General features: G+C 70.5%; 13 protein-coding genes. 4 read left to right on the plus strand and 9 right to left on the minus strand.

What is annotated here, in order from left to right:
- Nucleotides 1–40 precede the first annotated feature (40 nt).
- Nucleotides 41–1,480, minus strand: a complete 1,440-nt coding sequence (locus tag MU407_RS04680; protein ID WP_246955722.1) for a mycothione reductase — start codon at nt 1,478–1,480, stop codon at nt 41–43.
- 211 nt (nt 1,481–1,691) lie between these two features.
- On the opposite strand from MU407_RS04680, the gene MU407_RS04685 reads away from it, so the two are divergent.
- Nucleotides 1,692–1,934 carry a hypothetical protein gene (locus MU407_RS04685; protein ID WP_246955724.1) on the plus strand — a complete coding sequence of 81 codons (243 nt, stop codon included), beginning with the start codon at nt 1,692–1,694 and terminating at the stop codon, nt 1,932–1,934.
- A 75-nt stretch (nt 1,935–2,009) separates the two neighbouring features.
- Nucleotides 2,010–2,888 (plus strand): putative RNA methyltransferase, encoded by an 879-nt coding sequence (locus MU407_RS04690; protein WP_102236046.1) that lies wholly within the window; start codon nt 2,010–2,012, stop codon nt 2,886–2,888.
- 23 nt (nt 2,889–2,911) lie between these two features.
- Here the strand turns inward: MU407_RS04690 and MU407_RS04695 are convergent, their stop codons facing one another.
- The 6 genes from MU407_RS04695 to sucC form a co-directional block, all read right to left on the minus strand.
- The gene (locus MU407_RS04695) at nt 2,912–3,733 is read right to left on the minus strand and encodes a hypothetical protein (RefSeq protein ID WP_246955726.1); all 822 of its coding nucleotides are present in this window, start codon (nt 3,731–3,733) and stop codon (nt 2,912–2,914) included.
- Between the two features lie 93 nt (nt 3,734–3,826).
- Nucleotides 3,827–4,693 (minus strand): C40 family peptidase, encoded by an 867-nt coding sequence (locus MU407_RS04700; RefSeq protein WP_246955728.1) that lies wholly within the window; start codon nt 4,691–4,693, stop codon nt 3,827–3,829.
- Between the two features lie 194 nt (nt 4,694–4,887).
- The gene (locus MU407_RS04705) at nt 4,888–5,628 is read right to left on the minus strand and encodes a metal-dependent transcriptional regulator (RefSeq protein WP_348648010.1); all 741 of its coding nucleotides are present in this window, start codon (nt 5,626–5,628) and stop codon (nt 4,888–4,890) included.
- A 67-nt stretch (nt 5,629–5,695) separates the two neighbouring features.
- Nucleotides 5,696–6,070, minus strand: a complete 375-nt coding sequence (locus MU407_RS04710; protein WP_246955729.1) for a hypothetical protein — start codon at nt 6,068–6,070, stop codon at nt 5,696–5,698.
- Nucleotides 6,067–6,954: a succinate--CoA ligase subunit alpha gene (sucD, locus tag MU407_RS04715; protein ID WP_246955731.1), complete on the minus strand. Its 888-nt coding sequence runs from the start codon at nt 6,952–6,954 to the stop codon at nt 6,067–6,069. Before sucD ends, MU407_RS04710 begins: the two co-directional genes overlap by 4 nt.
- A gap of 12 nt (nt 6,955–6,966) precedes the next feature.
- Complete coding sequence (gene sucC, locus MU407_RS04720; protein WP_102236052.1) at nt 6,967–8,136, minus strand: ADP-forming succinate--CoA ligase subunit beta; 1,170 nt, start codon at nt 8,134–8,136, stop codon at nt 6,967–6,969.
- A gap of 179 nt (nt 8,137–8,315) precedes the next feature.
- Here sucC and MU407_RS04725 point away from each other — a divergent pair, with 179 nt between their 5' ends.
- Together MU407_RS04725 and MU407_RS04730 are read left to right on the plus strand one after the other, a co-directional pair.
- On the plus strand, nt 8,316–8,582 hold the full coding sequence (locus MU407_RS04725) for a hypothetical protein (protein WP_102236053.1): 267 nt from the start codon (nt 8,316–8,318) through the stop codon (nt 8,580–8,582).
- A gap of 36 nt (nt 8,583–8,618) precedes the next feature.
- Entirely contained in the window at nt 8,619–9,170 is a 552-nt protein-coding gene (locus tag MU407_RS04730; RefSeq protein WP_246955733.1) for a hypothetical protein, read from the plus strand.
- A gap of 21 nt (nt 9,171–9,191) precedes the next feature.
- On the opposite strand, the gene MU407_RS04735 is transcribed toward MU407_RS04730, so the two are convergent.
- On the minus strand, nt 9,192–10,661 hold the full coding sequence (locus MU407_RS04735) for an NAD(P)(+) transhydrogenase (Re/Si-specific) subunit beta (protein ID WP_246955735.1): 1,470 nt from the start codon (nt 10,659–10,661) through the stop codon (nt 9,192–9,194).
- Nucleotides 10,661–11,044 (minus strand): proton-translocating transhydrogenase family protein (locus MU407_RS04740; RefSeq protein ID WP_246955737.1); only part of this gene is annotated, 384 nt, incomplete at its 5' end. The genes MU407_RS04735 and MU407_RS04740, both read right to left, overlap by 1 nt.

Consider the following 11,044-nt stretch of genomic DNA (forward strand, 5'->3'; position numbering starts at 1 on the left):
TCCTGCCCGCCCGGAGCGCAGCGTCAGATCACCTGCTGGCTCAGATCACCTGCAGCAGCGCGTTCTCAATGAGCTCCGGCATCGCCGGGTGGATCCAGTACTGGGTCTCGGCGATGTCCCGCGCACTCTGCCCGGTGCTCATCGCCTGGATCAGGATCTGGATCAGCGTCGTCGCCTCGGGGCCGATGATGTGTGCGCCGAGGATCTCGGTGGTCTCGGCATCCACGACAATGCTCGCAAAGCCCGTCTCGTCCTCCATCGCCCATCCATAGGCGATCGCGCTGTAGTCCTGGCGCGCCACCCGAATGCTGCGGCCCTGCTCGCGGGCCTGGTCGGCAGTGAGCCCCACCCACGCCACCTGCGGGGAGGTGAACACGCCGCTGGGGATCGGCATGGTGTCCGAGCGGCGCAGCTGCTCGGGGTGCAGCAGGTTGTGGCGCACGACCCGCAGCTCATGGTTCGCCACGTGCTTGAGCTGGAAGGGGCTCGAGAGGTCGCCGAGTGCCCACACACCCTCGAGCACCTCGCCGCCGGAGAGGACCCGCTGATAGGGGTCCACGAGCACGCGCCCGTCCGCGGCGGTGTCGATTCCGGCAGCGGCCACATCCAGCAGGTCGGAGTTCGGGCGGCGCCCCACGGCAACCAGCAGCTCCTGGGCACGCACCACGGCTTCGCCGCCATCGCGCGGCCCGCGCAGCTCAACCCCGTCGGCCGTGCGCTGCACGCTTGCCACGTCCAGGTTCTTCTCCAGGTGCAGCCGGGCATCGAGGATCTCGGTGAGTCGGGCGGAGATCTCCGGATCCGCGCCGCGCAGCACCCGGTCGCGCCGGGCGATGAGCGTGACCTCCACCCCGAGAGAGGCGAAAATGTGCGCCATCTCCACGGCGATTACTCCAGAGCCGAGAATCGCCAGGGATGCCGGCAGCTCGGGGATCCGCATGATGGTGTCCGAGGTGTGGGGCTGGGCCTCGGCGAGACCGGGGATGGGCGGCAGCTCGGGGCGTGACCCGGCGCCCAGCACGATGGTGTCGGCCGTGATGCGCCGGGTCCGGGGGCCGTCGGTGTCCGCGGCGGCGGTGACCTCGAGGGTCTTCGGACCGGTGAAGCGCGCGGTGCCGCGCAGCAGCGTGAGGTTCGCATTGTCCGGGTGGTCGCGCCGGTACTGTTCGCCGCCGTCGCTGATGGGGTCGATGCGCCCGAAGATCCGGTCGCGGATCTCCGGCCAGTCCACGTGCCGCAGCTGCTGGCTGAGACCGAAGCGCCCGGAGATCGCCGGGGTGTGGGCGAGGTTCGCGGTGTGCACGAACATCTTGGTGGGGATGCAGCCGAGGTTCAGGCAGGTTCCGCCGAACACGCCGCGCGGCCCCACCCCCCGGTCGATCTGGACGATCGAGGATCCGGCCAGCTCCGGGCCGGGCAGGGAGTTCGCGGATCCGGAGCCCACCAGGGCGATATCGAAATGCTGGGCGTCATCAGTCACGCTCCCCAATCTACTGCGCCCCGCGGGCGTCCTGCGGCGGGCCGCCCCTGCCCCGAGAGCAGAACTGCCTTGCTGAGGGCGGGACCTCACTCCCCAGGAAGTCTGATGTCGGCCGATAGTGCGGCTCTTGATGACGCTGATCGTCTCCCCACCCGATCACTTCACCCGAGTGCCCACGGCGCCGGTGTGAGCATGCCAGAAGGAGTCGACCGTGACCGCTGCCCCCACGTCCGCGCCTCCCGCTGCCGATGGCGCCGTCGTCGAGCGCGACGGCGAGGAGATCACCATCGACGGTTGCTCGAAGATCGTGCTGGCCCCCGGCGTGAAGACCCGCCAGGTGCTCGAGGGTGCACAGACCCTCGTGCCGGAGGTCCACCACATCGGTGATGCGAAGCAGACCCGCAACGCGGTCTCGGCAATCTGGGAGGGTGCACGGGTGGCGCTGGCCATCTGATCCGGCATCGATCCCGGGGAGCCCCGACGCATCCCCATCGGCGCGAGCCGGTCATCACCCCCGTAGGCTGTGGTGATGACCGGCTCGTCTGCTGTCGTGGGGGAATCCGGACGCCCCACATTCCCCTCTGCCCTCGCCGCCTGGCTGACGGTGCTGCGCTGCCCCCTGTGTGATGACGGCCTGCACGCCCAGGGCCGCACCCTGCGCTGCCCCCGCGGGCACAGCGCGGATCTGGCACGGGCCGGGTATGTGTCGCTGCTCGGCGGCACGCCGGCCCGCAGCGGGGATGACGATGACATGGCGCGGGCCCGGGACCGTTTCCTCGCCACCGGCGCCTATGAGCCGCTGCGCCAGAAGCTGGCACAGCGCGCCGCGGCCTGCGCGCCGTCACGGGTCCTGGATGTGGGCGGCGGCACCGGGTGGTATCTCGCCGGGGTGCTCGATGCGGTGCCGGGGGCGCTCGGGCTCACGACCGACACCTCCGCCCGGGCGCTGCGCTTCGCGGCCCGGGCACATGAGCGCGCTGCCGCTGCCGCGTGGGATGTGTTCCGGCCCTTCCCCTTGGCCGATGGGTCCGTGGATCTGCTGCTGGATGTGTTTGCGCCGCGCAACCCTGCCGAGTTCGCGCGGGTGCTCGGGGACCGGGGAACCCTGCTGGTGGTGCGCCCGGCCCCGGATCATCTGGCGCAGCTGCGGGCGGCGGTGCCGACGATGGTCGCGCCGGATCCGCGCAAGGAGGAGCGTTTGCATGAGGCGCTGGATCCGCTGTTCGAACAGATCGAGACCGTGCCGCTGCGCTGGAGCTTCACCGCGCCGCCTGCCGCGGCGCGGGACCTGGTGGCGATGACGCCGAGCGCCCGCCATGTCAGCCCCGAGCAGCTCGGCGCTGTAGAGCAGCACGGGCAGCTGGAGGTCACCGCTTCGATGGTGCTGACGCAGCTGCGCACGCGCTGATCCCGGCCCGGTGAGCCGGCGGTTCAGGGCTGCCGGGAGAGTCCCACGAGCACGAGCCCGACGGCGGCTACCAGGGCCCCGGCACCGAGCATCACGACACCCTGAGGCATGAGGTCGGCGGCGAAATGCTCCTCGAAGGCCCGCACGATCGGACCGAGGAACGCCGCCTGATCCAGCAGGTCCGGGACCAGCGTCTGAATGCGGGCGGCCAGCAGACACACCACCCCGCCGGCGAGGATCCCCGCCAGGCCCGCCAGGCCCAGTATGGCGCGGCGGTGCGCGGCCAGCAGCAGGGCGAGCAGGACGAGCGCCCCGGCGGCGAGTCCCAGCCACGGGGCATAGGGCGCGAGGGCCGCCGCCCGGGTCAGCAGCGGGATGTCCGGGATCGTTGCGACGGTGACCGACGCGGAGTCGGGCCGCGGCAGCTCAACAGGCAGAAACTCCTCGGCGCCGCTCAGCATGCGGTCCACCAGCGGCAGCAGGTCTACCTGCAGCTCCTCCGCACCGGGCACGAACAGGGACTCGTGCAGGCTGACCATGGTGCGGTCCCACACAGTTCCGTAGGCATCGGTCTGGGTGATCTTGGCGGCCTGCTCCTCCAGCAGCGGGGTGAGGCGCTCGGAGATCCACCCGGGGATGCGGTCATCGTCGAGGACGCTCGCAACCGCCGCATCGGAGATCTCCTGCTGGGCGGCACGGTCATCGGCCAGCGGCTGGGTGATCGCGAGGAACCCGTCCTGCGCGATGACGTGGCGCTGCAGCCACACGGCGGGCAGCCAGGCGGCACCGAGCACGAGCGCGATCAGCAGCAGAAGCGCGGCGAGGAGGTCACGAGCGGAGGACACCCGCCCACGGTACCGCGCTGACGCCTGCGCACAGGGAGCGGCCCCGCTCCCGATGAATCTCGGGGGCGGGGCCGATACGGCGTGTGGGCCTGGTCAGCCGCCGATGCGGATGAAGGTCCAGTTGCCGGAGTAGATGTTGCGCTCGGAGGTGCCCACGCGGGCGTTGCCTGCGTCGACCATCATGTTGCCACCGGCGTAGATGCCGACGTGGCCCGGCTTGTAGATAAGGTCGCCGGGGCGAGCCTCGGAGCGGGGGATCACCCGGCCGGCCGCAGCCTGCCCGGCGGCACCGCGCGGCAGGTTGATGCCGTGCTGGGCGTAGACCCACTGCACGAAGCCGGAGCAGTCCCAACCCGAGGGCGAGGTGCCTCCCCAGACGTAGGGGGTGCCGATGCCGGAGCGGGCGGTGGCCAGGATGGAGCTGCCCGCGGCGGCCTGCGAGGGGGCGGGCGCGGAGCTCTCGGACGACTGCTGCTCGGAGGGGTTGTTCTGGGCGTTCGAGCGCTCACCCGAACGGGAAGCGGTGTTCGAGTCCGCGCGGGTCTCGGGCTCGTCCTGCCCCTGCTCTGTCTGGTTCTGTTCGGCCTGCTCCGCGGCGGCCTGCTCCTGCTGACGCTGCTCCTCAGCCTCGCGCGCAGCCTCCTCGGCCGCACGGATCTCCTCTTCGGTGGGGCCGACCTCGACGGAGATGGCACCAGCGAGCGGGGACAGGGAGGAGGTCGCGCCCTCGGCGGCCTTCTCGACGGAGGGGATGCCCACCGCGGGGGCGGTGACCGCCGGGGCCACCGCGGTCTCGATCTTCTGCGGACCATCGGCCTGCGGCTCCGCGGTCGCGCTCGCACCGCCGCCCAGCAGCATCGCAGCGGCCATGGCAGCGCCGGCGCCGACGCGGCCGGCGCGGGTCACGGGCGTGACCGTCCGCATCGCGCGGCGGTGGGTGTTCTTCACAGTCTTCGACACGTCAGGCTCCCTGGCCCCTCGGTGCATGCACCTCGCGCTGGTCCGAACTCGGATCCCGTCCCGGGGCGCGTGCGGGGCCTCCCGGGGGGAGCGTCGAAGCGCCGTCTCGCCTCGACACGCCCTCGACTTTAGGTGGGGGTCCCCGTCGACGTCAGCAGGACAGGAAGGGTCTGGGGGAGAGTTTGACGCGGGCTTTACTCGTCGGTCGTGGGCGTCACGCGCAGCTGCTCGGCGGCGTCGAGCTCGAGGGTGAGCTCGCGTCCATCAGCAGCGGTGAGCCCGATCATCTCGCCGCGCCGTCGCACCTCGATCCACACCCCGGGATAGATGCCGTGACCTGCGAGATCCTCGAGCAGCGCGGTCTCGGACTGCAGGCGCTCTCCGATCCGCTCCAGGAGCACGCGCGCGCTCCCATCGGCGGAAAGCACCGCGGTGAGCGTCGGCGGCACTTCACGTGACTTGAGGGTGTCTTTACCGTTGTTCGTGGCGCCGGTCTCGTCGTGCGCCGGGTCGATGCCGAGCGCCTGCAGCCCCGGGATCGGGTTGCCGTAGGGGTCCACGTAGGGCGGGGTGAGCGCCGCGGCGAGCCGCTGCTGCACCGCGAGGCTCATGACGTGCTCCCAGCGGCACGCCTCCTCGTGGACCTGCGCGTACTCCAGACCGATCACGTCCAGCAGGTGCCGTTCGGCCAGGCGGTGGCGGCGCATGACATCCACGGCGAGCTCGGCGCCGCGCTCGGTGAGGCGGATGCGCCGCTGGTCATCCAGATGCAGCAGGCCATCGCGCTCCATCCGGGCGACGGTCTGGGAGACCGTCGGGCCCGAGTGCCCCAGGCGCTCGGCGATCCGGGCGCGCATCGGCACCACCCCGGCCTCGCGCAGTTCGAACACCGTCTTGAGGTACATCTCGGTGGTGTCGATGAGATCGCCGGACACAGGCCCTCCTCGGATGACGTGAGTGCGGTCAGCTTAGCGAGCGGCGCCACGGCTGGTCAGCGGGTCCTCAGAACAGACGGGCGAGCAGGTGCAGCAGGACACCCAGCCCATTGATCAGCACATGGGCGAGCGCGAGCAGCCCGAGGGTCTTAGCCCGCACCCGCTGCGGCCGACGGGCGATCACGCGGGCCTCGCCCCACCCGCGGGGCATCACGAGCAGCAGCAGGATCGTCGCCAGGTACGGGATCAGCAGCAGCGGAACCGCGACCGGGGTCCGACCCGCATCGGAGGACAGCACGACACCGCCGGGGTTGCGCCACCAGGTCACGGCGATGGCAAGGACGAACAGCGCCACCAAGGCGCCGATGGCGCCGGGATGATCCCGACGCGGCAACGCCCCGGGAACCGCGGGGGCTCCCGGGGCGTCGACGCGGTGGCTCACAGAGACTTGATGATCTCGCGCATGAGCTCGGCGGTCTCGGTGGGGGTCTTGCCCACCTTGACGCCAGCGGCCTCCAGGGCCTCCTTCTTCGCCTGCGCGGTGCCGGCGGAACCGGAGACGATGGCACCGGCGTGGCCCATGGTCTTGCCCTCGGGGGCGGTGAAGCCCGCGACGTAGCCCACGACGGGCTTGGTCATGTGCTCCTTGATGTACGCGGCGGCGCGCTCCTCGGCGTCGCCGCCGATCTCGCCGATCATCACCACACCGAGGGTGTCGGGGTCGTTCTCGAACGCCTCGAGGGCGTCGATGTGGGTGGTGCCGATGACCGGGTCGCCACCGATGCCGATGCAGGTGGTGAAGCCGATGTCACTCAGCTCGTACATCATCTGGTAGGTGAGGGTGCCGGACTTGGAGACCAGGCCCAGTTTCCCCGGCCCGGTGATGTTCGCCGGGGTGATGCCGGCATTGGACTTTCCGGGGCTGATGACGCCCGGGCAGTTGGGGCCGATGATGCGGGTGGCGCCCTTGCCCTTGGCGTAGTTGAAGAACTCGGCGGTGTCCTTCACCGGGATGCCCTCGGTGATCACCACGAGCAGGCCGATGCCCGCATCGATCGCCTCGATCGCGGCGTCCTTGGCGAACTTCGGCGGCACGAACACCACAGACACGCCGGCGCCGGTGGCCTCCATGGCCTCGGCCACGGAGCCGTAGACCGGTACGTCGTGGCCGCCGTCGAAGGAGACGGTCTGCCCGGCCTTGCGGGGGTTGACGCCGCCGACGATCTGGGTGCCCGCATCGAGCATGCGCTGGGAGTGCTTCATGCCCTCCGAGCCGGTCATGCCCTGGACGATGACCTTGCTGTTCTCGTCAAGAAAAATCGACATGGGGTGTGCTGCTCACTTTCCTGCGGCGGCGAGCTCGGCAACCTTTGCGGCGCCGCCGTCCATCGTGTCGGCCAGGGTGACCAGGGGGTGGGCGAAGTCGGCCAGGATCTTCCGGCCCTCCTCGACGTTGTTGCCATCCAGGCGCACCACGAGCGGCTTGGTGGCGGAATCTCCGAGCTTCTGCAGGGCGCCGACGATGCCGTTGGCCACCGCGTCGCAGGCGGTGATGCCGCCGAACACGTTGACGAACACGGCGGTGACCTGCTCATCGCCCAGGATGACGTCCAGGCCGTTGGCCATCACCTCGGCGGAGGCACCGCCGCCGATGTCCAGGAAGTTCGCGGGCTTCACGCCGTGCTGCTCGCCGGCGTAGGCCACGACGTCCAGGGTGGACATGACCAGGCCCGCGCCGTTGCCGATGATGCCGACCTCGCCGTCGAGCTTGACGTAGTTGAGGTCCAGCGCCTTGGCCTTGGCCTCCAGCGGGTCCTCGGTCTTGGTGTCCACCAGGGCGGCGTGGTCCTCGTGGCGGTACTCGGCGTTGTCATCCAGGGTGACCTTGCCGTCCAGCGCGATGATCTCGCCCTCGCCGGTCTTGACCAGCGGGTTGACCTCCACCAGGGAGGCGTCCTCCTCGCGGTAGACATCCCAGAGCTTGATGAGCACCGGGGCGACCTTCGCGGCGGTCTCGGGGTCGAACTTCGCGGCCTCGACGATCTCGCGGGCCTTGGCCTCATCGATGCCGACATTCGGGTCCACGGCCACCCGGGCCAGGGCCTCGGGCCGCTCGACGGCGAGCTGCTCGATCTCCATGCCGCCCTCGACGGAGCACATGGCCAGGTAGTTGCGGTTGGCGCGGTCCAGCAGCAGGGAGAAGTAGTACTCCTCGGCGATGTCGGCGCCAGCGGCGACCATCACGCGGTGGACGGTGTGGCCCTTGATGTCCATGCCCAGGATCTCGGTGGCCTTGGCCTCCGCCTCCTCGGGGGACTTCGCGAGCTTGACGCCGCCGGCCTTGCCGCGGCCGCCGGTCTTCACCTGCGCCTTGACGACCACCACGGGGGTGCCGAGCTGCTGCGCGCCGGCCTTCGCCTCTGCCGGGGTCTCCGCGACGACTCCCCCGAGCACGGGAACCCCGTGCTTGGCGAAGAGATCGCGGGCCTGGTACTCATACAGGTCCACGGGGTGCTGTTTCCTCTCGGTGTCGGCCTGGGCGGCAGGCCTCGTCGGCCTCGGCGCCGCCCCTGGGAACATGTTCAGCGTAGCGCCTCGCCGAAGGTCCCGGTGCCGCTCTCACCTGCAGGTGATGTGCGGGACATCTCATGTGTGTCCGGCGCCGCGGACGCGTCTACGATGGCGGGATGACTCGACGCTCCCGCTCGCTAGCCGGCCGCATCCGCGACCACCTTGGATTCAGCGTGGTCGCCATCGGGGTGCTGTTCATCATCCTGCGGCTGCTGGGGGTGCGCAGCACCGTCACCGGCTTCCTGTTCAGCGTGCTGATCACGCTCGCGCTGAACGTGGGGCTGTCGTACTGGAACGAGCATCGCGCCCGCACGGCCTCGCGCCGTCCGCCGCGGCGCGAGATGCGCGGCGGCGGGGACATCCGCTTCCGCGAGGACCGCTGAGGGGACGGCGGGACCACATGAGGAAGGCGCCCGGCCATGGCTGACTGGAAGACATACGCGAAGGCGGCACGGAACACGGCGCGGCGACAGGCGCCGGGCGCGAAGCAGGCGGTCCGACGGGCGGGTGACCGTGCAGGCGGGTATGCGCGCGCCGCCTCGAAGGCGATCGACGAGGGCTGGCGGGAGCAGCCGCGAGACCGAGCGCCGCGGGATGAACGGGATCGAGCGCCGCGGGATGAACGGGACCGAGCGCCGCGGGAGGACCAGCCCCGGCAGGACCGTCGGCCCTCCCGCTCCGGGTCCCGCACCGCGGACCTGCGCCGGGACGCGGCCGCGGCCTATGTGGTGGCCGGACGTCGCGTCGAGCGGGCGGACCTGGTGGGCCGCACCCTGCGGGCCCTGCGGGATGCGGTGCTGATCGCGGTCTCCCTCATGGTCATCTGGGGGGTGCTGTTCGCCGCCGGGATCCCGATCAGCCCGCTCACGATGCTCATCGCGGTGGGCGTGATCACCGTGCTGAGCTTCGCGAGCGGCATGTACGCGAGCTCCCGCCGGGCCCAGCAGGCCGCGCCGGACGACGAGGCGTAGAGGCCCGGCACCACGGGGGCCTCACAGCGCCGCGTTGATCGCATCCACGCTCGCCTTCGCATCCCCCAGCAGCATGTCGGTCCTCTCGTGGAAGAACAGCGGGTTCTGCACGCCCGCGTACCCGGCGCCCATGGAGCGCTTGAACACGATGACGTGCCCGGCCTCCCACACCTTCAGCACCGGCATCCCGGTGATCGGGGATCCCGGCTGCTCGGCGATGGGGTTCACGGTGTCGTTCGCGCCGATCACGAGCACCACGTCCACCTCGGCGAAGTCGTCGTTGACCTCGTCCATCTCCAGGACGATGTCGTAGGGCACCTTCGCCTCCGCGAGCAGCACGTTCATATGCCCGGGCAGGCGCCCGGCCACCGGGTGGATCGCAAAGGTGACATCCACGCCGCTGGCCCGCAGCTTCTTCGCCAGATCGGCGACGGGGTACTGGGCCTGGGCGACCGCCATCCCGTAGCCGGGGGTGATGACGACCTTCTTCGCCGCCTGCAGTACTTGTGCGGTCTGCTCGGCGCTGGTCTCCGTGTGCGGGGCGTGCTCACCGTCATCGCCGCCGGCGGGCGCTCCCCCATCGGACCCGAAGCCCCCGAGGATCACCGAGACGAACGACCGGTTCATGGCCTTGCACATCAGGTAGCTGAGGTAGGCGCCGGAGGAGCCCACGAGGGCGCCGACGATGATCAGCAGGGGGCTGCCCAGCATGAACCCGGCGGCCGCGGCGGCCCAGCCGGAGTAGGAGTTCAGCATCGAGACCACGACCGGCATATCGCCGCCGCCAATCGCGGCGACCATGTGCACGCCGATCGCCAAGGCGATGCCGGTCATCGCCAGCAGGCTCAGCCAGCCCAGCACTCCGCTGCCGCCCGAGCCGACGTACACGATGCCGAGCCCCAGCACCATGAGCAGGGCGATGAGGTTCAGCAGATGCCGGGCGGGCAGCATCAGCGGCGCGCCCTTGACCTTTCCGGACAGCTTGAGGAACGCGGTGATCGAGCCGGTGAAGGTGATCGCGCCGATGAAGATCCCGAGGTACACCTCGACCAGGTGGAAGGTCTCCATATCCGGTGTGATGCCGTGCGGCTCGATCGCGGAGCCGAAGCCGATCAGCACTGCGGCCAGGCCCACGAAGCTGTGCAGCAGGGCGATCAGCTCGGGCATGCCGGTCATCTGCACGGTGCGGGCGCGCAGCACGCCGATCACGGCGCCGATCGACATCGCCAGCAGGATCAGCATCAACGTCAGGGCCGCGGGGTGCTGCCCGGTGGGGTCGGCGGCGGAGACGGCGACTGCCCGCAGGATCGTCGCGCCGACGGCGAGGACCATGCCGGCGATGCCGAACCAGTTGCCACGCTGGGCGGTGGTCTGCTTCGACAGTCCCGCGAGCGCCAGCACGAACAGCAGCGCCGCCGCGAGGTAGGCGAGGTTGGACAGGCGGATCGCCTCGGTGAGCAGGTCGATGTTCGAAAGGAGGTCGGGGGTCATCAGGCGTCCTTCCTGAACATGCCGAGCATCCGGTGGGTGACGGTGAAGCCGCCGAACACGTTGATCGAGGCGACCACGATCGCGATGAACGCAAGGACCGTGACCAGCCAGTTCGCGGAGCCGATCTGGAGGATCGCGCCCACCAGGATGATTCCGGAGATCGCGTTGGTCTCGCTCATCAGCGGGGTGTGCAGGGCGTGGGTGACGGCGGTGATGACGTAGAAGCCGACGATCACGGCCAGCAGCAGCACCACGTAGTGGCTCGCGACCGCGAGGGGGCTCGCGAGCACGAGGGCGGCGCCGAGCAGGGCCAGCGGGATCATCCACCAGGCGCGGGAGCGCTGCGGTGCGGGCTCCACCGGGGTGGGGTCCGGTGGGGGCGG

It is taken from the genome of Brachybacterium sp. Marseille-Q7125 (genome assembly GCF_023062615.1).
GTDB lineage: Bacteria > Actinomycetota > Actinomycetes > Actinomycetales > Dermabacteraceae > Brachybacterium.

Bases quoted from the DNA above. Each gene is read 5' to 3' on its own strand.
- MU407_RS04690 (WP_102236046.1), top strand. From the start codon at position 2,010: ATGACCGGCTCGTCTGCTGTCGTGGGGGAATCCGGACGCCCCACATTC.
- sucD (WP_246955731.1), bottom strand. From the start codon at position 6,954: ATGTCGATTTTTCTTGACGAGAACAGCAAGGTCATCGTCCAGGGCATG.
- MU407_RS04725 (WP_102236053.1), top strand. From the start codon at position 8,316: ATGACTCGACGCTCCCGCTCGCTAGCCGGCCGCATCCGCGACCACCTT.
- MU407_RS04730 (WP_246955733.1), top strand. From the start codon at position 8,619: ATGGCTGACTGGAAGACATACGCGAAGGCGGCACGGAACACGGCGCGG.
- MU407_RS04735 (WP_246955735.1), bottom strand. From the start codon at position 10,661: ATGACCCCCGACCTCCTTTCGAACATCGACCTGCTCACCGAGGCGATC.